The organism is Nocardia vulneris (assembly GCF_001613425.1).
GTDB lineage: Bacteria > Actinomycetota > Actinomycetes > Mycobacteriales > Mycobacteriaceae > Nocardia > Nocardia vulneris.
In genome coordinates, this window is record NZ_BDCI01000004.1 from 450,841 (window position 1) to 473,548 (window position 22,708).

13 protein-coding genes are annotated in these 22,708 nt (G+C 67.6%); 6 read left to right on the plus strand and 7 right to left on the minus strand.

The features are described 5' to 3' along the window. Positions 1 to 31 precede the first annotated feature (31 nt). Positions 32 to 6,739 carry a non-ribosomal peptide synthetase gene (locus tag NVU01S_RS08075; RefSeq protein WP_244467086.1) on the minus strand — a complete coding sequence of 2,236 codons (6,708 nt, stop codon included), beginning with the start codon at positions 6,737 to 6,739 and terminating at the stop codon, positions 32 to 34. A gap of 810 nt (positions 6,740 to 7,549) precedes the next feature. Here NVU01S_RS08075 and NVU01S_RS08080 point away from each other — a divergent pair. Beyond that, positions 7,550 to 8,581, plus strand: coding sequence for an alpha/beta hydrolase (locus NVU01S_RS08080; RefSeq protein ID WP_175068873.1), 1,032 nt, complete (start codon positions 7,550 to 7,552; stop codon positions 8,579 to 8,581). Between the two features lie 112 nt (positions 8,582 to 8,693). On the opposite strand, the gene NVU01S_RS08085 is transcribed toward NVU01S_RS08080, so the two are convergent. The 5 genes from NVU01S_RS08085 to NVU01S_RS08105 all read right to left on the minus strand — a co-directional run bounded on the left by NVU01S_RS08085 (position 8,694) and on the right by NVU01S_RS08105 (position 14,959). Then, positions 8,694 to 11,087, minus strand: a complete 2,394-nt coding sequence (locus NVU01S_RS08085) for an ATP-binding cassette domain-containing protein (RefSeq protein WP_043663325.1) — start codon at positions 11,085 to 11,087, stop codon at positions 8,694 to 8,696. A gap of 78 nt (positions 11,088 to 11,165) precedes the next feature. Further along, the gene (locus NVU01S_RS08090) at positions 11,166 to 11,576 is read right to left on the minus strand and encodes a VOC family protein (RefSeq protein ID WP_043663679.1); all 411 of its coding nucleotides are present in this window, start codon (positions 11,574 to 11,576) and stop codon (positions 11,166 to 11,168) included. 5 nt (positions 11,577 to 11,581) lie between these two features. Then, positions 11,582 to 12,040, minus strand: coding sequence for a helix-turn-helix transcriptional regulator (locus NVU01S_RS08095; RefSeq protein ID WP_043663323.1), 459 nt, complete (start codon positions 12,038 to 12,040; stop codon positions 11,582 to 11,584). 162 nt (positions 12,041 to 12,202) lie between these two features. Next, complete coding sequence (locus NVU01S_RS08100; RefSeq protein ID WP_043663320.1) at positions 12,203 to 13,348, minus strand: hypothetical protein; 1,146 nt, start codon at positions 13,346 to 13,348, stop codon at positions 12,203 to 12,205. 24 nt (positions 13,349 to 13,372) lie between these two features. Further along, positions 13,373 to 14,959, minus strand: a complete 1,587-nt coding sequence (locus tag NVU01S_RS08105; protein WP_043663317.1) for a beta-N-acetylhexosaminidase — start codon at positions 14,957 to 14,959, stop codon at positions 13,373 to 13,375. Between the two features lie 464 nt (positions 14,960 to 15,423). Here NVU01S_RS08105 and NVU01S_RS08110 point away from each other — a divergent pair, with 464 nt between their 5' ends. The 5 genes from NVU01S_RS08110 (at position 15,424) to NVU01S_RS08130 (ending at position 21,628) form a co-directional block, all read left to right on the plus strand. Further along, complete coding sequence (locus tag NVU01S_RS08110) at positions 15,424 to 17,088, plus strand: lytic transglycosylase domain-containing protein (protein WP_063048084.1); 1,665 nt, start codon at positions 15,424 to 15,426, stop codon at positions 17,086 to 17,088. Positions 17,089 to 17,217: 129 nt separating this feature from the next. Further along, on the plus strand, positions 17,218 to 19,383 hold the full coding sequence (locus NVU01S_RS08115) for a hypothetical protein (RefSeq protein WP_063775897.1): 2,166 nt from the start codon (positions 17,218 to 17,220) through the stop codon (positions 19,381 to 19,383). A gap of 69 nt (positions 19,384 to 19,452) precedes the next feature. Then, a complete protein-coding gene (locus NVU01S_RS08120; protein ID WP_052280097.1) occupies positions 19,453 to 19,851 on the plus strand; it encodes a hypothetical protein in 399 nt (132 codons plus the stop codon). A 90-nt stretch (positions 19,852 to 19,941) separates the two neighbouring features. Then, positions 19,942 to 20,424, plus strand: coding sequence for a cation:proton antiporter regulatory subunit (locus tag NVU01S_RS08125; RefSeq protein ID WP_043663310.1), 483 nt, complete (start codon positions 19,942 to 19,944; stop codon positions 20,422 to 20,424). Positions 20,425 to 20,428: 4 nt separating this feature from the next. Further along, positions 20,429 to 21,628 (plus strand): cation:proton antiporter, encoded by a 1,200-nt coding sequence (locus NVU01S_RS08130; protein ID WP_043663307.1) that lies wholly within the window; start codon positions 20,429 to 20,431, stop codon positions 21,626 to 21,628. Between the two features lie 11 nt (positions 21,629 to 21,639). Here the strand turns inward: NVU01S_RS08130 and NVU01S_RS08135 are convergent, their stop codons facing one another. Beyond that, a complete protein-coding gene (locus NVU01S_RS08135) occupies positions 21,640 to 22,599 on the minus strand; it encodes an alpha/beta fold hydrolase (protein WP_052280096.1) in 960 nt (319 codons plus the stop codon). Positions 22,600 to 22,708 lie beyond the last annotated feature (109 nt).

The following is a 22,708-nucleotide window of genomic DNA, read 5'->3' on the forward strand; positions in this document are numbered from 1 at the left end:
ACGGCAACTTCCGTAGAGATCTGTGCGCACGCTAGCCGGAACCGCTACGGGCGGGGAAGAAGCCGGTGCGGAGGAAGGCGGTGATGTAGGTGTCCAGGGCGTGGTCGTCGATGGGGTGGCAGGTGATCGCGCTGTCGGCGAGGGCGCGCGCGGTGTTGGTGGCGTCGATGACCCGGTCGAGCGGGGTGGTGGCGAAATTGCCGCCGAGCAGGGCGGCGCGGACCAGGGAGTCGTCGCCGGTCTGGAAGCGGGTGTGCGCTTGTTCGGTGAGGCGGCGGCGGACGTCGTCGAATATCGCTGTCTCGATGGGGAATCCGCGGCGACGCAGACAGTCGAAGAGGGTGCGGACGGCCACCGGCTCGTCGTTCACCAGATGGTAGGCGGTGGCGGTGGCGGGGCTCAGCGAGATCTCGACGATGGCCCGCGCCACGTAGGTCACCGGCACCAGTGCGATGCTCGCCGCGCCGACGTCGGGGGCGACGCCGAGGATCACCGCCGCACGGACCATGTTCCAGAACGAGTCGTCGGGGCTGTTGATGCCGACCTGAAGATCCCCGGACACCAGTCCCGGGCGATAGACCCGCGCGGGCACGCCGCGCTCGGCCGCTTGCAGGATCAGTTGCTCGGCAGCCCATTTGGACGAGATGTATCCCTGGGCCGGTAGCTCGTCCGCCCTGATCCGGGTGTTCTCGTACACGGACGCGCCCGGCTCGGTCGAGATCACGGTGTTGACGGTCGAAACGAAGTGCACGGGTTTGAGCCGGCGAGTAGTGGCCAGCCGCAACACTTCCCGTGTTCCCTCGACATTGGCGGCACGCAACCGCGCATAGTGCTCGAGGTGATTGACGCGGGCACCGTTGTGATAGATGACGTCGATCCGGTCGGCGAGCCAGGCATGTTCGGTATCGGACAGACCGAACGCGGGCTGTGCGAGATCGCCTGGTACCGGGACGATCCGGGTCTCCAACGCATCGTCCCACAGCTGATACCGCGCCAGGGCCTCCTGGATTCGCGCACGACCCGCCCCAGCATTCTCGGCCCGCACCAGACACCACACCACGGCGTCGGTGCGGTCCAGCAGTTCGCGCAACAGGTACGCACCGACGAACCCGGTCGCTCCGGTCAACAGCACGTCGCGGGCACCACCGCGGTGACTCGGCGTGCGACCGTCGACCGAGATGTCCGGCCCGAGCACCGCATCGGCCGCGACCACCGCCGGATCGTGCAGTGCGGCTTCCTGACCCGCGATGCGCGCGGCGAGCGCACGCACGGTGGACGCGCCGAAGACCGCCGCGGCGGGCAACTCGATGCCGTGCGCCGCCAGCGCGTGTTGCAGGGTGAGCGTGCGCAGGGAGGTGCCGCCGCGCGCGAAGAAGTCGTCGTCGGCCCCGACCTGTTCGAGCTCGAGTACCTCCGCGAAGACCGCGGCCACGATCTCCTCGGTCGGCGTGGCCGGCGCACGGAACGTCGCGGCACCGAAACTGGGTGCGGGCAACGCTTTTCGATCGAGCTTGCCGACCGGGGTCAGCGGTACCTCGTCGAGCACGACGATCGCGGCGGGCACCATGTGCCGTGGCAGGATGCGCTCGGCTGCCGTGCGAAGCCGGTCCGGGTCGAGCGTACGTCCCGGTTCCGCGCGCACGTAGCCGACCAGAACCGTTTCCCCCGTGGGTGTCTCGTGCCCGACAGTGACCGCGAACCCGACATCGTCGGGTGCGCCCAGCACCGCGTCGATCTCACCGAGTTCGATCCGGAACCCACGGATCTTCACCTGGAAATCGGAGCGCCCCAGGTACTTCAGCGCACAAGGCGACTGCCCGTCGGCCGACGCACACCAGCGCACCAGATCACCGGTCCGGAACATCCGCTCCCCCGGTTCACCCCAGGGGTTGGCGACGAACCGGTGCGCCGTGAGCGCGGCGCGGTCATGGTAGCCGCGGGCCAACGTAGCACCCGCTAAATACAATTCGCCGGTCACGCCAGGCGGCACCGGATGCAGCCGAGCGTCCAGCACCATCGCGGTCACCCCGCGCACCGGTCCGCCGATGGTGACCTCGCGCCCCGCGTGCTGGGCACCGAAGGTCGCGGCGATGGTGACCTCGGTCGGACCGTAGGCGTTGACGTAGCGGCGGCCGGGTTCCCACTTCGCCACCAGATCGGGCGGGGTGACATCGCCGCCCACCAGGAACGTACGGGTCGGCACCTCGGCCGGATCGACGGTGCTGAGCATCGCCGGAGTGACGCTGCAATGCGTCACCCGCTCGTCCCGCAGCACCGCGGCGAACTCGGGGCCGCCGAACACGGTGGGCGGCAGCATCACCAAGGTCGCCCCGACCGACAACGCGCACAGCCACTCCAGCGCGGCGGGATCGAAACTCGGCGAAATCGAGTGCAGCAGAATATGTTCCGAACCGATGCCCATGATGTCCACGGCATGCTCGACCACCCCGGCCAGTCCAGCGTGCGTCACCACGACCCCCTTCGGCACACCTGTCGACCCGGAGGTGTAGATCAGATATGCCGGATTGTGCAGGTGCAGTGCCGTGCTCCGATCGACATCGGTGACCGGCGCTGCCGAGCGGCGAGCGCAGCGTGCGGCGACGTCGGGATGATCGAGCTCGAGCCAGGTCACCTCGTCGGGCAACCGCTCCAGGTGTTCGGTGGTGGTGACACCGAGTACCGCCGCCGAGTCGATCACCATGTGACGCACCCGATCCACCGGATACGCCGGGTCGACCGGAACGTAGGCGCCCCCGGCTTTGCCCACCGCCAGCACCGCGGCGAGCATCGCGTACCCGCGCGGCAGTGCCACGACGACAAGTCGCTCCGGGCCAACGCCGTGATCGATCAGCACCCGGGCCAATCGCGAAGAGTGCTCGTCGAGTTCGCCGTAGCTGATCGAGCGGCCGTCCTCGCGGACCGCGATGCGGTCGCGCCCATGCGCCATGCCCCGCAGCAGCAGGTCCGGCATCGGCACCCCCCGCGGCATCGTCGCGGGATGGTGCCGGGTGAGCGCGGTGTACTCGTCGGCCGCGAGCAATGGCAGATCCCCCACCGGTCGGCGCGGCTGAGCGACGATCGCCGCGAGCAACCGCGCGAACCGCTCGGTGGCGTGCCGAATCGTGGCCTCGTCGAACAGGTCCCGAGCGTAGGAGAACCGGCCCGCCAGCCCCGCATCGTTCTCGCCGATCACCAAGGACAGATCACATTTCTCGACAGCGTTCTCGACATCGACCGCGGTGACCGACAGCCCGGGTAGTTCGAAGGCCGCCGCCGGGAGATTCTGGAACGCTAAACCGACCTGGAACAAGGGATTTCGCGCGGTCGAGCGGTCCGGCTCGAGCAGTTCGACCAGCCGCTCGAACGGAAGATCGGCGTGCGCGAACGCCTGCAGGTCGCTGTCTCGGACCCGCGTGAGGAGTTCCTCGAAGTTCTCCTGAGCCCGCACTTGCGTGCGCAGGACCAGCGTATTGACGAACATGCCGATGAGATCGTCGAGTTCGGGTTCACCCCGCCCCGCCACCGCCGTGCCGACGACGACATCGTCGGTACCCGACCACCGGGACAGCAACACCGCGAAAGCGGCATGCACCACCATGAACAGCGTCGCGTTGTGGTCGCGGGACAGTTCCGTCAGTCCGCTATACACCGCGCCGTCGATCGAAAAGGCCACGTGCCCTCCGGCGAACGAGCGCGTCGCGGGCCGCGGCCGATCGAACGGCAGGTCGAATTCGTCGGGCGCATCGGCCAGTTCGGCGCGCCAGAACCGCGCCTGGCCGGCGAGCAAGCTGCCCGGATCGGTTTCGGCACCGAGGGTCGCCCGCTGCCAGACACTGAAATCGGCGTACTGCACCGGGAGCGGCGTCCACTCGGGCGCGACGCCGGTCGAGCGAGCCGCATAGGCCACCATCACATCTCGGGTCAACGGCAGCATCGACCACCCGTCGCTGCAGATGTGATGCGCGACGAGGACCAGCACGTGCTCGGTGCTCGGGGCGGCCCCGGCGGCGATCCGGAACAGCTCGACGCGCAACGGAACCTGCACTGCCACATCGAATCCGGTGGTCGCCACCGCGACGACGCGGGGCAGCACAGCGGCCGCGTCGATCGTTTCCACGGTGAGATCGAACGCCGCCTGCGCCGGTTCCAGGATCGACTGGTAGGCAACGCCATCGGACTGGGGGTAGCAGGTGCGCAACGTTTCGTGCCGCGCGATCACATCGCCGACCGCCAGGCGCAGCGCGACCGGGTCGAGTTCGCCGGTCAACCGCACCGCGACCGGGATGTTGTAGACGGCCGAGGCGGGGTCGAACTGATTGATGAACCACATGCGCTGCTGGGCCATCGAGAGCGGGATGCGCTCCGGGCGCGGTCCGGCCACGAGCGGCCGGCGCGCCCCCGTGCCCAGATGTCTGCCGACCTCGACGGCCAGATCCGCGACCGTGGGCGCGTGGAAGAGCAGCCGCGCGGGCACCCGCGCATCCAGGGCGGCGCCGAGCCGGGCCGCGGCCTGCGCGGCCAGCAGCGAGTTGCCGCCGAGCGCGAAGAAGTTGTCGTCCACACCGATTCGGACATCGCCGAGAATTGCGGCGAACACCTCGGCGACGGTCCGTTCGAGGGGCTGCGTCGGCGCACGGAATACCGCGGTCTCGATGACCGGCGCGGGCAACGCCTTACGGTCCAGTTTGCCGTGCGGGGTCAGCGGCAGTGCGTCGATGCGAACGATCGCCGACGGCACCATATGCTCTGGCAGTAGCTTGGCCGCCGCGGCGCGCACCGCCGCGGGCGGCACCGCTCCGACCACGTACGCGACGATCCGCCGAACACCCGGGGTGTCCTCGCGGACGACCACGGCGGCCTGTCGTACCGATGCCACGGCGAGCAGCGCGGTCTCGATCTCACCGAGTTCGACGCGGAACCCGCGTATCTTCACCTGGTCATCGGCGCGGCCGAGGTATACGAGCTTGCCGTCGGCCTGCCAAGCGGCCAGATCGCCGGACCGGTAGAGACGGGAACCGTTGGGGGCGAACGGGTTCGCCACGAACCGGCCCGCGGTCAGGCCGGCCCGGCCGAGATAACCGCGCGCCAGCTGCACGCCCGCGACATAGATCTCCCCCGGCACGCCCGCGGGGACCGGACGCATCCGGTCGTCGAGCACCAGAATTTGCAATCCGGTTACCGCAGTGCCGATTACGCTGCGCTCGCCGATGACAACGGAATGAAAAGTGGTATGCACCGTGGTCTCGGTGATGCCGTACATATTCACCAACCGGACGCCGGGACCGTGCCGGTGCTGCCACGCGTCCACCCGGCGGAAATCGAGCGCTTCACCGCCGAATACGATGTACCGCAAAGACAATGGCGCATGGACCGCGTCGTCCGACGACACCGCGCGGTCCACCTCGGCAAGCTGATAAAACGCCGACGGTGTCTGATTCAGCACGGTAACTCGCTCGGCACGCAGCAATTCCAGGAATTGGTCAGGGGCACGGGAGGTTTCGTAGTCCACGACGACCAACTTGCCGCCGTGCAGCAATGCCCCCCACAGCTCCCACACCGCGAAGTCGAAGGCGTACGAGTGGAACATCGTCCACACGTCCCGCTGGTCGAAGCCGAACTGCGCCCGGGTGTTCGCGAACAACGCGAGCACGTTGCGATGCGGGACCTGCACACCTTTGGGGCGCCCGGTGGATCCCGAGGTGTAGATCACGTACGCAAGGTTCTCCGGACGCAAGGCCAGCACACGCTCGTCGTCATCGATCGGCGCGCCGTTGAGGTCGACCACCCGGCCCACATCGATCGTGGGTGTCGTGCCGGGCAGCGTGATTCCGGCACGGGTCAGCACACACGCCGGTGCGGCGTCGGCCAGCAGATAGGCGATCCGGTCGGCCGGATAGGCCGGATCGATCGGCAGATACGCGCCGCCCGCCTTGATGATCGCCAGGAGGGCAACCACCAGATCCACCGAGCGCGGCAGGGCCACCGCCACCACATGCTCGGGACCGATCCCGCGCGCGATCAGCCTGCGCGCCAGCCTGTTCGACCGCACGTCGAGTTCGCGATAGGTCAGTGCCGCGGGACCGCAGGTCACCGCGGTGGCATCCGGGAACGCCCGGACCACCTCGTCGAACGAGCTGGCCAACGTTTTGTCCGGGCTCGGATACGCCGTGCGGGGGAAGACGGTGCCGAAGAAGACGCCCAGCTGGCCCGGCACCTGTCCGCGCTCCAGGAGCGGTTCGATCGCCGCCACCTCGGCCTGTGTCACGGGCACGACTTCGCTGTCCGCAATGCACGATCCGGACAGATAGGCGATGTCAGCACCTTCCACGGGGCGTAGCCGATCCGCGTAAGTCACTGGCTCACTGGACAACTGGGCGAGTTCACGCCGCACACCGGGGTCATCGACCACCAGCCAGTCGAGCCCGTAGGGCGTATCCGCGCCGGTCGCCGCCGCGGTACAGCCGATGACCGGCCCCGCGGCCGTCACCAACCGCTCCCGCCGCTCGGACTCGTGCGGGTCGAGCACGAGAAAGCCCGCGCCGGTCTTCGCCACCGCCCACATCACGAGCACCGCCTCGACCGCGGATTCGATCGCGACCGCGACCAGATCTCCGGGGCCGATCCCCCGCCCGATCAGCAGGCGCGCCAAGCGCGAGGACAGATCGTCCAGTTCGCGATAGCGCAACGCGGTGCCCCGGAACGCGACCGCGGTCCCGTCCGGATCGGCTTCCACCGCCACCGCCAGCAATCGCGGCAGCGTGGCGCCCCCGGACCGCGGCGCGCGCGCCCGTCGCGCACGGCCCGGTTCCCGCGTCGGCCCAGCCGCAACGGATGCGCTATCCCGCACTTCGATCTCCCCTGCACATTTCTTTGTCCAGCAGCTTGCTCAGCGGCTGCCGTCACGATTGGTCACTTGACCAGTTCGTGACATGTCGGATTTCCCTACGTCGACAGCACGGCCGCCGATCGCTCGCCGGATTTTTATCATGAACCGCACCTTCCCACTCCCGATCGAGGTTTTCACTTGAAAGTTGCTGCCAGATAGCTTCCATCCGAGGCTACCGCGCGGTCGGTATCGAAAGGTTGCCTCGCGGGTAACCTGAGGCTTGCACCGGGTACAGGCGGTTAACAATAAGAATCGATAATCTGAACACGACACCGGATTACCCATTGCCTGCCGTTTGCGGCACAAGCGAACTCACGCCGATCGGTGACCCATGCCACATATGCGATAGGGGCATTATTAGGGGTTCATGAGATTTATTGCAAGACGAGTCGGAACCGTCTCCGAACGCAGCGCCGAGACGAAAGTCCTAACTCTTTACTCGAAATAATGAGCAGCAGCTTCATTCGATGTAGCTGGCATGAATGAGATGAATTCGACGACGCGGCCCGCGGCGCGCCGGGGGCGGATCGAGCATCGGCAGCGGGCTGCGCGCGCAGCCGAACAACGCTGCCGTGTAACAGTTTTCCCGTCGGAACAGACATAACCGGGCGGGTATCCGTGGTTCCGCTCGGCGCACCGCAAGCAAAGGGAGTACGCAAACAGATGCATGTTCGACTGAAGAGACGATCGTCGCGGGCCGGGGTCGCGGTGCGTACCACCGTCGTGGCACTCGCGGCGATGCTGTCGGTGAGCCTGCTCGGTGGGACCGCCTCGGCCGAACCGCAGCGGGCCTCGGCCATCACCACCCTCACGAAAGAGGGGCGGCTGTGGCACCTGAAGGTGTACTCGGCGGCGATGGACACCGAGATCGCGGTCGATGTGCAGCGCCCGGCGAACGAGTCGGTGCCCGCACCGAACCTCTACATGCTCAACGGCCTCGACGGCGGCGAGGGCACGGCCAGCTGGCAGGCCCAGACCAAGGCGCTCGAATGGCTGGCCGACAAGCCGGTCAACGTGATCCAGCCGATCGGCGGCCGCGCGAGTTACTACACCGACTGGCAGCAGCGCGACCCGGTGCTCGGGCTCAACAAGTGGCGGACGTTCTTCACCGAGGAACTGCCGCCACTGCTGGACAAGGCCTTGCAGTCCACCGGTCGCAACGCGTTGACCGGCCTGTCGACCTCCGGCACCTCGGTGTTGCAGCTGGCAGAGGCCAAACCGGGCCTCTGGAAAGCGGTCGCCGCCTACAGCGGTTGCGCGCAGTTGGCCGATCCCGCGGGCCGGCAGTTCGTCAAGTTCGCGGTCGAGACGTGGTCCGGCGGTAGCACCGACAACATGTACGGCCCCGCCGACAGCCCGCTGTGGGCCGCGAACGATCCGGTGCTCAATGCCGAAAAGTTGCGCGGCACACTGCTTTACATCTCCAGCGGGAGCGGCATCCCGGTGCTGGAGGACGTCAACTACTACCTCGGCAAGGCGCCGGGCCCGACGGGTGCGGTGAACCTCGGCCTCGGGGTGATCATCGAGGCCGCCGTCAACGGGTGCACGGCAAATCTGAAGAACCGCCTGGACTCGCTGCAGATCCCGGCCACCTACCAGTTCAATCCGGTCGGCACGCACTACTGGCCGTATTGGGAAGAGGCCCTGCACAATTCCTGGCCGCTACTGGCCGAGGGTATGGGCCTGCCGCGCTGATCGGCTCCGATCAAGCGGCACAAGCGAATTCAGCAGAACCGAAGATCGACGCCGTACGGCCCAACCCTCGGGGGCCGTACGGCGTCGGTCTTTGTCTGCGGTGCGCCCTCGCTCAGGCGCCGACGTAATCGGCCAGATGTTCCCCGGTGAGCGTGGACCGCGCCGCGACGAGTTCGGCGGGCGTGCCTTCGAAGACGATCTTGCCGCCGTCGTGACCCGCGCCCGGCCCCAGGTCGATGATCCAGTCGGCGTGCGCCATCACGGCCTGGTGGTGCTCGATGACGATGACCGACTTACCGGACTCGACCAGGCGGTCGAGCAGGTTGAGCAGGTTCTCCACGTCGGCGAGGTGCAGACCGGTGGTCGGCTCGTCGAGGACGTAGACCCCGCCCTTGTCGGCCATGTGGGTGGCCAGCTTGAGCCGTTGCCGTTCGCCGCCGGACAGCGTGGTGAGCGGCTGCCCGATGGTGAGGTAGCCGAGCCCGACATCGACGAGCCGTACCAGGATGGCGTGCGCGGCGGGGATGCGCGCTTCGCCCGAGCCGAAGAACTCCTCCGCCTCGCGCACCGACATGGCGAGCACCTCGCTGATGTCGCGGCCGCCGAGATGATAATCCAGCACCGAGGCGTCGAATCGCTTGCCCTCGCACACATCACAGGTGCTCGCGGTGCCCGCCATCATCCCGAGGTCGGTGTAGATCACGCCCGCGCCGTTGCAGTTCGGGCACGCGCCTTCCGAATTCGCGCTGAACAGTGCGGGTTTGACGCCGTTGGCCTTCGCGAACGCCTTACGGATCGGTTCGAGCAGGCCGGTGTAGGTGGCCGGGTTGCTGCGCCGGGAACCGCGGATCGGCGTCTGGTCCACGGCGACCACGCCTTCGGACGCCGGAATCGAGCCGTGCACGAGCGAGCTCTTGCCGGATCCCGCGACACCGGTGACGACACACAGCACCCCGAGCGGAATGTCGACGTCGACGCCCCGGAGGTTGTGCCGCGTGGCATTCCGGATCTCCAGTGCGCCAGTGGGTTTACGCACCGACTCCTTCAGCGCAGCCCGGTCGTCGAAATGCCGTCCGGTGATGGTGCCGCTGGCCCGCAGACCCTCGACCGAGCCCTCGTAACAGATGGTGCCGCCGCCGGAACCCGCGCCGGGACCGAGATCGACGACGTGGTCGGCGATCGCGATCGTCTCCGGCTTGTGCTCAACGACGAGCACCGTGTTGCCCTTGTCCCGCAATTGCCGCAGCAGGTCGTTCATCCGCTGGATATCGTGCGGGTGCAGGCCGATGGTGGGCTCGTCGAAAACGTAGGTGACGTCGGTGAGCGCCGAGCCGAGGTGGCGAATCATCTTGACCCGCTGGGCTTCTCCGCCCGACAACGTGCCCGACGGCCGCTCCAGCGAGAGATAGCCGAGCCCGATCTCGACGAACGAGTCGAGGGTGGCCACCAGCGAATCGAGCAGCGGCTGCACCGACGGCTCTTTCAGTGCGCGCACCCACTCGACCAGATCGCGGATCTCCATCGCGCACAGGTCGGCGATGTTCTTGCGCTTGATCTTCGACGACCTGGCCTCTTCGCTGAGCCGAGTGCCCGCGCAGTCCGGACAGGTGGTGAAGGTGACCGCGCGCTCGACGAACGCGCGGATATGCGGCTGCATCGACTCCTTGTCCTTGGACAGGAACGATTTCTGGATCTTGGGGATGAGCCCCTCGTAGGTGAGGTTGACGCCGTCGACCTTGACCTTCACCGGTTCCTTGTAGAGGAAATCGTTGAGTTCCCGCTTGGTGTACTTGCGGATCGGCTTGTTCGGATCGACGAAGCCCGACTCGGCGTAGACGCGCACCGTCCAGAAGCTGTCCGACTTCCAGCCTGGGATGGTGAACGCGCCCTCGGCCAGCGACTTCGAGTCGTCGTAGAGCTGGGTGAGATCGATATCGGAGACCGAGCCGCGCCCTTCGCAGCGCGGGCACATGCCGCCGGTGATGCTGAAGCTGCGCCGCTCCCGGATGGTGCGCCCGGCCCGCTCGATGTTGACCGCACCCGCGCCGCTGATCGAGGCGACGTTGAAGGAGTACGCCTGCGGCGAGCCGATATGCGGCTTGCCGAGCCTGCTGAACAGGATGCGCAACATGGCGTTGGCGTCGGTGGCGGTGCCGACCGTGGAGCGCGGATCCGAGCCCATCCGCTGCTGGTCGACGGTGATCACGGTGGTCAGCCCGTCGAGCACGTCGACCTCGGGCCGGGCCAGCGTCGGCATGAAACCCTGCACGAAACTGCTGTAGGTTTCGTTGATCAGCCGCTGCGACTCCGCGGCGATGGTGCTGAACACCAGAGAGCTCTTGCCCGAGCCGGAAACACCGGTGAACACCGTCAGCCTGCGCTTCGGTAGCTCGATGCTGACGTCCTTCAGGTTGTTCACGCGCGCGCCGACCACCCGGATCGCGTCGTGACTGTCCGCGGCGTGGCGTGCGGCCTGCTTCGAGTTCGCCCTGGTGGCGCTGCTCATCCTGTCTCCATCTTGGTTAGGCGGGGCCGCGTGGGCACGGTGCCGGTGTGCCCGGCGCGACCCCGATCGCCGAATCGCTCAGCGCACTTCCTGAATACGGATCAAGTTGCCCGCGGGATCGCGGAAGGCACAGTCGCGCACGCCGTAGGGCTGATCGGTCGGCTCCTGCACCACCTCGGCGTCGCCGGCCTGCACCTTCTCGAAGGTGTCGTCGACGTTCTTGGTCGCCAGCAGCAGCGCGCCGTAGGTGCCCTTGGCCATCATCTCGGTGACGACGCGGCGCTCTTCGTCGGTGATGCCGGGATCCGCGGCGGGCGGATGCAGCACGATGGAGGTGCCGGGCTGGTCGGGCGGGCCGACGGTGATCCACCGCATGCCGTTGAACCCGACGTCCTTGCGCACCTCGAAGCCGAGCGTGTCGCGGTAGAACGCGATCGCGGCCTCCGGGTCGTCTTGCGGGAGAAAGCTGGAAAGAATGCTGATGTCCATGGCATTCACGCTAGATCCGGCTGCCGGGTCGACGCTTCTCGATTCCTGATCGGTCTGGTGACCTGTTTGGTGATGAAGGTCGGCATCTCCGTGGTCTGGTCGGCGATCGCTTTCCGGTACGCGCTCGGCGACAGGCCGACCAACTCGGTGAAGCGGGTGCTGAAGGTGCCCAGCGAGGAGCAGCCGACCGCGAAGCAGATCTCGGTGACGCTGAGGTCGCCCCGGCGCAGCAACGCCATCGCCCGTTCGATCCGGCGCGTCATCAGGTAGGAGTACGGCGACTCGCCGTAGGCGATCCGGAACTGGCGACTGAGATGCCCGGCCGACATGTGCGCGTCGCGGGCGAGCGCCTCGACGTCGAGCGGCTGTGCGTACTCCCGGTCGATGCGATCGCGGACTCGCCGCAACCGGGCGAGATCACGCAGGCGGTCCGCCTCGGATGTACTGCTCACCTGCGTGATCATCGCACATCGGCGGGACCGCCGACCTAGGACCGACCCGTGCGGGTAGTGCCGTGGCAAATCATTGCTATGGCGTCTTTCGGCCATGCGACACACAGGGCGATTCCCGGTGCGGGGCCAGCGCGGGCCCCGTCACCGGGAATCCATACGGGACGGCTGCGGGGGTCAGTCGCGGACGTTCTTCATCTGGTCGTACTGCTCCTTGGTCATCTCGTCGGGGGAACGCTCGGGCAGCCTGCGCGATTCGGGACCGACGGTGCCGATGCTGCCGCCGTCGAATACCACTGATGCCCAATTGTTCTGGGCCCGCAAGGTGTTGTAGCTGCCGTCGTTGTTGATGCTGCTGCGCACCGAACCGGAGGCGATGGAACCGTTGCAGTTCCAGTCGATCGGCTGATCGGCCGCGCCGGTCCGCTTACGGGAGCCGTCGGGGCAGAAGTAGACCGTGCGCCAACCCGCGGACACCGGGCCCATGCCTTGCCGCTCTTGCAGCGCGGTTTCGTCCAGCGCAGGCGGATTCACGCTGGAGTAGCCGAAATACGACGAGCCGTCGGTCTTCGGCACGCCGCCGAACTGGAAGCTGTAGTTCATCACGCTGAGGTAGTTCGGCTTGTAGTTGGTGTGGTCCACACCGCCGTGCTTGAGCCCCAGGTTGTGGCCCAGCTCGTGGATGAACGTGCCCACGTTCTCGTTGTCGTCGGGCGTCCAGTTGCACTTCGGGCCGAGTGCCACGATGAAGGTGTCGGCCGGGATACCCAGCGAGATACCGCTGCTGCACCCGTTGTCGTACGAGTCGGCCCAGATCATGTAGTGGAAGATGCGCGACCGATTGGCGGCGAAGTTGGTTCGCTTGATGGCCGCCACCTGGCTGTCCACCGGCGACAGGTTGTTGTCGTAGGGCACCTGGTTGCCGCCGCCGAGGTTGTAGGCAGCGCCCCGGGCATTGCCCGCGTCCAGGTGGATCTTGATGCCGTTGCGCCCGTCCGGGTTGGTCACCGGCGAGGTGGCGAACACCGCGACGACCCGATCGAGCGCGGCGGTGGTCGGCAGGCGACCGTTCATGTAGTCCATCTCGACGAAGAGATCCTTGTGCTTGGGATCCGCGCCCATGGCCGGAAGATCCACATCGATCTTCCCGTCACCGTTGGCGTCGTAACCCTTCGTCTCCCATTCGTCGCTGAGTCCGTCACCGTCGGTGTCCACAGCGGGCGCCTGCGCCTGTGACTCGGCGAGTGCGGTCGGGACGGTGACCGTGCCCAAGGCGGACAGTAGGGCGAAGCAAGCGACGAGAGCTGATCTGTAAAGCGACACTTCGAACTCCTTTCGAGTATCCGGCTATTTCCAATCCACCTGCGGCGAGCGGTAGAAGTTGATGCCCTGCGCGGCCCAGATCAGTCCTTGCTTGGCCAGTCGCGCGCGGTAGCTGTCCCAGTTGTGCGTCGCGGCCGGGGACCAGCCGATCTCGGCCGCGCCCGCCAAGCGGGGGAAGGCCATGAACTCGATGTCGGCGCTGGTCCGCAGGGTCTCCGACCACAGCGGGGCCTCGATGCCGATGACCTGCTTCTCCGAGACGCCCTGCAGGAAGGTCGCCGGATCCCAGTTGTAGGCGTCCTTCACCTCGACATAACCGGCCCAGTGCAGGCCGAGCGGGGTGTTGGGGTTGTACTTCATGTCCAGGTAGGACTTGTTGGCCGGCGACATCAGGACCTTGTTGCCCCGGGCCGCCGCGGCGGCGACATCGGCGTTGGTGTTGGCCGGATCCCAGTACTGCGCGATGGTCGAGGTCGGCGGGTTGGTGACGACGATGTTGTGCCAGCCGATGGCCTTCTTGTCGTAGGTGGCCAGCATCGGCGAGACCTTGTCGTAGAAGGTCTGGTAGTCCGCGGGCGAGGTGGAGTGCGCCTCGTCGCCGCCGATGTGCAGGTACGGGCCGGGGGTCATGGCGGCGAGCTCGCGGATGACGTCCTCGACGAACTTGTAGGTGATCGGCTTGCCGATGCACAGCGAGCTGTAGCCGACCTCGATATCGGTACGCGGCGGCACGGGCTTTCCGTCACAGTTCAATTCGCCGTAGGAGGCCTGCGCGGCGTTGGTGTGGCCGGGCATGTCGACCTCGGGGATCACCGTGATGTGTCGCGACGCGGCGTAAGCGACGATGTCGCGGTACTGCTCCTGGGTGTAATACCCACCCGGGTCACCGCCCACGGCGGTCTGGCCGCCGATCTCGGCGAGCTTGGGCCAGCTCTTGATCTCGATCCGCCAGCCCTGATCATCGGTCAGGTGCAGGTGCAGCGTGTTGATCTTGTACTGCGCGATCTGGTCGATATAGCGCTTTACCTGGTCGGGCTTGAAGAAGTGCCGGGCCACATCGAGCATCGCTGCGCGGTGCGCGAACCGGGGGTAGTCGACTACTTCACCACCGGAGACAATCCAATCCTGTTTCTGCACAGTGGTTTTGTTGATCGAGGCGGGGAAGAGCTGGCGCAGCGACTGCACGCCGCCGAACAGGCCCGCGGTGGTGTTCGCCCGCAGCGTGACACCGCGTTTGGTCACCGAGAGCTGATAGCCCTGGTCGCCCACGCGCGGGCCGGCGTCGCCGAGTTGCAGGGTGATCCCGGACTTGGCCAGATCGTGGCGCTCGACCACCGGCAACCGAAAACCGGTGGCGGGCCGCAACAATGCGGCCAGATATTCGGCGACCGGCTTGGCCTGGTGTTCGGCGCGAATGACGCTGTCGGCGGCGAGCTTGAAATTCGCCTTGGTGTCCGGCCGCGCCTGAACGGGCACCGGAACGATATCGGTCACGCCACGCTCGGTAGCCGGCGGCTGGTCCGCCGTGGCGGTGGCGGTCAGGCCGGGTAGCACAAGTGCGATGAGCGCGATTACCGCGCCGAAAACGTAGGGGAAAAACAACTTCCGCATTGCGGACCTCCGAATGAACAGCAGGGTGCACACAGCAGTATGGGTCAGCGCCCGAGTTCCGACTGGGGACCGCAGAACTGGGGATACCTGCCGGTCGGACCGTAATTCGGGGCGCCGGAGGGTATTCGGCGTCCTCCCCAGTGGGACTGGGGAATCCGATCCGGCGCATTTCGTGTCATGATTGCGCCGCTTGTTCGCCAACCGCACGACAGGAGTACCGGCGCCTACTGAGACATCCACTCGTACAACACTTCTCGATTACACCCGTCGACACCTTCGGGGTGAATTGTGGTGGTCAGCGAAATGCGGATGTCCCGGTAGATATTCGCGTGCGTGCTTTGCGTCGATGACGAACTTTCGGAAATCGTGGTGGTGCCGCGCAAGTCGCCGCCCGCGCTGTAGACGTACGAGAGATTGGTGTGCCGATGCGAATGTCCGGTCCATTTACCGTATCCGCGCTGGCAATGACCGGGTTGCTGATGACCGGCTCGGCCGCGCACACCGCGCCGCCCGCACACGCACCCGACAGCACGCTCGCGGCCGCGACCACCTCCACCGACCAGACCTACCCGGTCACCGACCAGTCGGCGAGCGTCACCCCCACCGGCACCGAACAACTCGGTGACTCGTCGACGGAAACTCCGCTGTCCGAGGGTGATTCGCTGATCAACGGCCCGTTGGACCTGCAGGACGTCGAGGTGCCGCAGGACGGCACCCGCGGCATCCCGGAGCCGCTGCTCGCCGCCTACCGCAACGCCGAACTGTCCGCGGAATCATCGATGCCGAAATGCGGCCTGCCCTGGTATCTGCTGGCCGGTATCGGCAAGGTGGAGTCCAATCACGCGGCCAACGGGCGGATCGACGAGAAGGGCACCACCAAGGGCACCATTTTCGGCCCTGCGCTGGACGGCACCCTGCCCGGCAACGAGATCATCAAGGCCAGCGACGGCAGTTTCGTGCGCGCCGTCGGCCCGATGCAGTTCCTGCCGGGCACCTGGGCGATCTACGCCGCCGACGGCGACGGTGACGGCAACACCGACCCGAACAACGTCTTCGATGCCACGCTGGCCGCGGGCAAATACCTCTGCTCGGGTGGGCTGGACCTGCGCGATCCGCAGCAGGAGATGCGAGCGGTGTTGCGCTACAACAATTCCCGCGACTACGCGACGCTCGTGCTGAGCTGGGCCAACGCCTACAAGACCGGCGGTGCGACGCCGGTGGAGATCTCGGCCGCCGTGCCGGACAGCATGCCCGACGGCAGCATGCCCGAGGGCACCGGCTCGAGCATGGTGGTGGACGATCCGGCCGCGCTCGCCCCGCCCGCCGATCCGCCCGCTGATCCGCCGGCCGATCCGGCGGCGCCCACGACGACCGAGACGCCGTCCACCACGCCCGCGCCGACGACCACGGTGGAGCCCACCGGTACCGCGACCCCCAACGGCACGTTGACGTTGCAAATCCAGGTCTTGATCACGGTGCCCGGCCGCGGGCAGATCCCGTGCGGGATTTTCTGCACGCCCCCCGCGCCCGGCACACCGGCGCCCAAACCCGGCCCGCTGCGTCTGCCCGGACCGCCGCCGTCGATGCCGCTGACGATCCCCGGGTTGCCGGACAACAAGCGGCCGACCACGACGGTGCCGGTACCCCCGAAGACCTCCGCCCCGGCCACGACCACCACCCCGGCGCCGACCACCAGCACACCGCCGCCGGTGACGACGCCGCGCACCACCACGCCGACCACCTCTCCCACCACCACCGCGCCGACCGTCGTCGAGCCGAAGTCGCAGCGAACACCGTCCACGGCACCGGGTTCGAGCCCGGCCCGGCCCGCGCCGACCTCGACCGCGACGCCGCCGCCACCCGCACCAGCCGTAGCGCCACCGCCCGCCGCGGCACCCTCGGCACCGCAGTCCGCGCCCTCGACACCGCAGTCCGCACCCGCACCGCAGCAACCGCCGGCCGCGCAGTCACAACCGGCCCAGCAGCCGCAGGCAGTACAGCCCCCTGCGGCGCCACCCGCGACCAAGCAGCCCGCACCGACCACTGCCGAACCGAAGCCGACGCCGGCGAAACCCGCGCCGACTCCGGCCAAACCGGTACCCACCACCACGCCGCCCCCCACCCGATAAACGGCCGCTTTTGTCCGGATTCTTGCCCCGTTCACTCCGTGCGAATACGATCTGGCGCTCGTGGGAGCAACTGCGGTGGACGCGTCGCGGAAAGACACGCGAATCTGGGGAGCGGTAACCGTAGTCGGAGTGATCGCCGGGTATGCGGCGGTCCTGCTGGCCGACGCTCGGCACTACTACACCGACGACACCGAGGCGCAGTACGCGCCGATGTGGGTGGCCCTCGGCACGCACCTGCGGGAGGGACGTTTCCCCGCGCTGGTGCCCTGGGAATGGATGGCGGGCAACTACTCCCTGGAGGAAGCCGGCCTCTACAACCCGCCCCAACTGCTCGTGCACCTGCTCGCGCCCTCGATGGACAACCTGGCCGTGTACGCCACGGCGGTGAAGCTGATCTTCTCGATCATCGCCGCGCTCGGCGTGTTCCGGATCTGCCGCGCCTACGGTGCGCACGCCCCGTGGGCGGCGCTGGCCGGTGTGGCCTTCCCACTGAGTGGCTGGTTCCTGTTCTTCGACCAGGCCAGCTGGATGACCTCGCACACCGCCACCGCGTGGCTCGTGCACGCCTGGGCCTCGGCGGTGTACTACGCGCGCGGACGCAGCGGTCCGATCCCGGTCTTCGCCTTCCTGTACCTGACCCTGACCGTCCAATACGCCTTTCCCGCAGTCGAAGCCGGGTTGATGATCGCCGCCGTCGTGGTCGGCGAGGTCATCCACCAGCGCCGCTGGGGACCGTCGCTGCGGCTGATGGCGGCGGCGGGGTGCGCCGCGCTGGCGGCCATGGCGGCCAACCTGCCCGGCATCCTCTCCTCGCAGGTGACCTGGCGGGGCAACGCCAAGATCCACAACGATCCGTTCCTGACCGTGCCCTGGTCGGAGTCGTTGAACGCGAGCCTGCCGAGCACGACGCCGGCGTTCACCGCGTGGTGGGGGCACGTGCAGCCGTTGCCGATGGTCTATATCGCGTGGTTCCTGATTCCCGCGCTGGCCTTCATCGGCTGGCACGCCGCGGCGCGTTCCGCGCGCGAGTTCAGCGGAATCGCGATCTTCGCCGCGGCCATGCTGATGTGGACGGCCGGGCCCGGTGCGGTCGGGCCGCTGCGCTGGCCCGCGCGCGTGCTGCCCATGCTCGCCATCGCGCTGCTCGTGCTGGTCTGCGTATTGCTCAGCCGCCACGGCACTTTCACGTCCTGGCGGCGGCGCGGCGTCGCCGCCGCCGTGCTGGTCGCGCTGCTGTTCGTGCGCTCGTTCTCGGCGGCACCCGCGCTGGTGCTGCGGCATCTGCTCGCGGCCGCGGTGGTGCTCGCGGTCGGCGCCGCGACACTGTGGCTACTGCGCAACCGCGGGCCGGCACTGGCGTGTGCGCTGGCCATCTTCGTGATGTTCCCGATCGCCTACGCCCAGGTGCGCAGCGCACCCGAGACGCCGATGTCCTACAACTTCCCCGAGCGGCGGTCCGAGATGACCGCGGCCTTCCCCGATTTCGACGGTCTCACACTGCAACTCGCCGATCGCGCGGTGCTCGGCCCGCAGGACCGCTCGCTCGCCGGTGCATACGGTTCGCTCGCGATCGGCAACTACGCGAAGAATCTGCAGTCCCGCTACGTCAACGGGTACACCCCCATCGGCCACGCGCCGTTCGCCGGCGTGCTGTGCATGGCCTGGGACGGCAGCACCTGTCCGGACGCGTTCCGGCGCGCCTTCGAGACCGAACCGAGTACCGGCACCACGATTGTCGACCTCATGCAGGTCGATCGCGTTGTGCTGCACCGGGCCCAGTACCCGGACGCGCGTAACTCGCCCGCGCCCAACGGCTGGCGGTGGGTCGACTACCCGGGCCACGAGCGCTACATCTCGGTCCTCGAACGCATGCCCGGTGCGCAGCCCGCACGCAACGGTGCGATCGCCGCGACCGCGGCCGGCGTGCGCGCCACTTCGATCACCGACGGCGACTACACCAGCCGGGCCACGGTGAGTTCCGCGAACGGCGGCCGGGTCGTGTTCGCCCGGCTCGCCTGGCCGGGCTATCGAATCACCTTGAACGGCAAGGAGGTTCCGACCGCCGCCGTCGCGAAGACCTTCCTCGCCGCGGACCTCCCGGCAGGCACCCGCAACGCCGAACTGACCATCACCTGGCGCCCGCCAGGGTGGCAGATCAGCATCGGGACAGCCTTGCTCGGCCTCGCCGGGATCGGCGTGCTCCAGTACTACCGCACGCGCCGCCGCGACCTGGACACCCCGCCGGAGACACCGGCGCAGGCGCCGGCCACCGCACTGGTCGGCGCGGACACCTAGGACCGACCGCGCTGGATATGATCTTCGGAGCGAACCCGACCGCGCTACCGAGATCGAGATCCGCCGCTGATGTCCGCACATCCCCACCTGGCCGACGTGGTCGCCGCCCTGCACTTCGATCTCGCCGAATGGATGAGTTCGAACGCACCGCCCAAGGTGTTCGACCGGTTCGCCAACGCGCTGCACGACAAGTTCTCCGCGGTGACCACGGTCGGCCAGGTCGTCGACCGGGACACCCTGCTCGCCGGTGTGTGGTCGGCGAAGAACAGCCAGCCCGGCCTGGAAATCGAGGTCACCGACCTCGAGGAGCTCGCACACAGCGGCAAGATCGTCACCGTCCGCTTCGTCGCGGAGAACAGTCTGGCCGAGCTGCGCACCCGCCGCTTGGTCACCGCCATCCTGTTCGTCGCGGACCACGGCTATCTGTGGCGCTCGGTGCACGAGACCGCGGTTCCCGCCGCCGAGTGAATCCGCGGAAGCGGCCCGCCCCAGTCGTCCCGTTTGGTACCAAAGGTAAAGAAAAGGTAAGGTACCGGTCAGGATCGGATGGGGTTTGCAGTGAACATAGAGGTGACATCGCTGCCGGGAATCGGTGTGCGAAAAGAGTTTCCGCTGACGAAATTGGGCCGTCGCATCGGCGTCGTCGAACACCGTGACGGCACCATCGACCTGATCTACACCAAACTCGGCGATCCGGAGACCACCGTCCAGATACCGCTGACCGCCAAGGAAGCGGGCGTCCTCGCCAACCTGCTCGGCGCCCCGCAACTGGTGTCCCAGCTCCTGAAGGAACACCGCGGCATCGCCGGGGTGCAGACCAGGACGATGCCGATCATCGGCGGCTCACCGTACGACGGACGCACCCTCGGCGAGACCGAGATGCGCAGCCGGACAACGGCTTCCACCGTCGCCGTGATGCGCGCCGGTCAGGTGCAGCCCTCCCCCGGGCCGGATTTCACGTTCACCGCGGGCGATCTGCTCGTTGTCGTCGGCACCGACGAGGGCCTCGACGCCGCCGCCGAGATCCTGACGGACGGGTGAGCCGATGGTGATCGAGGGAACCGCAATGGCGCTCATCCAGCTGGGCGCAGTCTTCTTCGGGCTCGGCGTGCTCGGCCGGATCGCGGCCCGGATCGGCCTGTCGCCGATTCCGCTGTACCTGCTCGGCGGACTGGTGTTCGGCACCGGCGGCCTGGTCGAGTTGCATCAGGTGGACGAGTTCATCCATCTCGCCAGCGAGATCGGCGTCGTGCTGCTGTTGCTGCTGCTCGGCTTGGAGTACACCGCGGCCGAGCTGGTGACCGGGATGCGAAGATCCTGGCCGGCCGGACTGCTCGATATCGCGCTCAACGCCACCCCCGGGGTGATCGTCGCGCTCGGCCTCGGCCTGGGTTTGACCGGAGCGATCGCGATGGCCGGGGTCACCTATATCTCGTCCTCGGGCATCGTCGCGAAGGTGTTGAACGACCTCGGCCGCCTCGGCAACCGGGAGACACCGGTCATCCTGTCGATCCTGGTGTTCGAAGATCTCGCGATGGCCGCGTATCTGCCGGTGCTCACGGCGGTGCTGGCGGGCGTCGGCCTGCTCGCGGGCCTGAAAACGCTCGGCATCGCGCTCATCGCGGTGACCATCGTGCTCGTCATCGCGCTGCGCTACGGGAAGTACGTCTCCGCCGTCGTCGCCAGCGACGACCGGGAAGTGTTCCTGCTCAAGCTGCTCGGCGCGGCGCTGCTGGTGGCGGGCATCGCCTCGGCGGTGCAGGTGTCCGCGGCGGTCGGCGCCTTCCTGCTCGGCATCGCCATCTCGGATTCCACCGCGCACAGCGCGACCAAGATTCTCGAACCGCTGCGTGACCTGTTCGCCGCGATGTTCTTCGTGCTCTTCGGCCTGTCGACCGATCCGGCGAGCATTCCGCCGGTGCTCGGCTGGGCCGTGTTGCTCGCGGTGGTGACGACCGCGACGAAAATCGCCACCGGCTGGTGGGCCGCCAAGCGGGCCGGTGCCACCACCCTCGGCCGCGCCCGCGCCGGGACCGCGCTCGTCGCCCGCGGCGAGTTCTCCATCGTCATCGCAGGCCTGGCGGTGGCCGCCGGTGCGCTGCCCGCCGAATTCGCCGCCCTGGCCACCACTTACGTGCTGCTGATGGCGATCCTCGGACCCATCGGCGCGCGCATCGTCGAGCCGGTGGTACGGCGATTCGTCATCCGGCCGCCACGACCGCAGGCCGATCTCGCGGCCGAGTAGGCCGCGCCGGATCACCGGTGCGCGTCGAGGAACGCGGCGGTGTCGGCGGCGATCTCGTCCGGGTATTCGCCATTGATCGCGTGGCTGGCCTGGTCGTAGCGACGCACCGTCGCGTGGCTCAGCGTGGCCTCGGCTTGCCGCGCCGCCGCGGCGGCGTCGTGGATGACCGACCGGCCCGCGAGGATGACCAGGAACGGCATCGTCAGACTGCGCAATCGGTCGTCGGTGAACTGCTCGGGCGTGGGCAGTTTCATGGCGTAGTGCCGCATACCCGACTCGATGAGGTCGGCGACCGCGACATCCTCGACCGGCGCACCGCCGGCGGTCCAACTGTTGAAGGAGTCGCGCCAGCTCTTCGGAAACCAGCGCACGGACGCGGGAATCGAACGCAGGATCGTCTCGATCGGCATGGGCGCGAAGGTCATCGCCGGATCCAGCGCGATCACCCCGGCGATCTTCTCCGGCTGGTGGATCGCGAGATTCGTCGCGGTCCACCCGCCGATCGAGACACCGAACAGGTACACCTTCGGCTCGGGCAGTCCCGCCAAGGCCTGATGCAGCCAGCGGGCTTGGTCGCGATGACTTTCGATCGGCCGGTCCTGGATGCTGGCACCCGGTTCGCCGAGCAGGTCGACGGTGTAGACCGTGCGCAGCTTCCGCAGCGAGGGCAGATTGGCGGCCCACATCGGCGTGGACGCGGCATGGCCGGGCAGCAGCACGAGCGGCGGCTCGGACGGGTTCGCGCCGTCGAAACGGTACATCCGGACCACGCCGAACTCGGTGCGCAAATCCAAGGTGGCGTTCGGCGTGGGCAGATCACGCATCGCCCGGTCATACGCGGTGAAGAACCGATCCCGGCCCGCGGCCGAGGTGAAGTGGCCGACCGGGGCGGTGTCGCGCAGCGCGAGCCAGGCAAGTAGGCCGAGCGAGACCGTCGCGCCCGCGAACATCAGGAGTCTTTTACGTCGCATGACTATCAAAATAGGACATCGATGTCTCATAAACAATGTCTTATGTCCCATCCAGCCGATCTGGATGCTACTGTTCCGCCATGGTCAGGAGCGGGACGGCAGACGCGCG

Bases quoted from the DNA above. Each gene is read 5' to 3' on its own strand.
- NVU01S_RS08080 (WP_175068873.1), top strand. From the start codon at position 7,550: ATGCATGTTCGACTGAAGAGACGATCGTCGCGGGCCGGGGTCGCGGTG.
- NVU01S_RS08085 (WP_043663325.1), bottom strand. From the start codon at position 11,087: ATGAGCAGCGCCACCAGGGCGAACTCGAAGCAGGCCGCACGCCACGCC.
- NVU01S_RS08090 (WP_043663679.1), bottom strand. From the start codon at position 11,576: ATGGACATCAGCATTCTTTCCAGCTTTCTCCCGCAAGACGACCCGGAG.
- NVU01S_RS08095 (WP_043663323.1), bottom strand. From the start codon at position 12,040: ATGATCACGCAGGTGAGCAGTACATCCGAGGCGGACCGCCTGCGTGAT.
- NVU01S_RS08105 (WP_043663317.1), bottom strand. From the start codon at position 14,959: ATGCGGAAGTTGTTTTTCCCCTACGTTTTCGGCGCGGTAATCGCGCTC.
- NVU01S_RS08110 (WP_063048084.1), top strand. From the start codon at position 15,424: ATGACCGGGTTGCTGATGACCGGCTCGGCCGCGCACACCGCGCCGCCC.
- NVU01S_RS08120 (WP_052280097.1), top strand. From the start codon at position 19,453: ATGTCCGCACATCCCCACCTGGCCGACGTGGTCGCCGCCCTGCACTTC.
- NVU01S_RS08130 (WP_043663307.1), top strand. From the start codon at position 20,429: ATGGTGATCGAGGGAACCGCAATGGCGCTCATCCAGCTGGGCGCAGTC.
- NVU01S_RS08135 (WP_052280096.1), bottom strand. From the start codon at position 22,599: ATGCGACGTAAAAGACTCCTGATGTTCGCGGGCGCGACGGTCTCGCTC.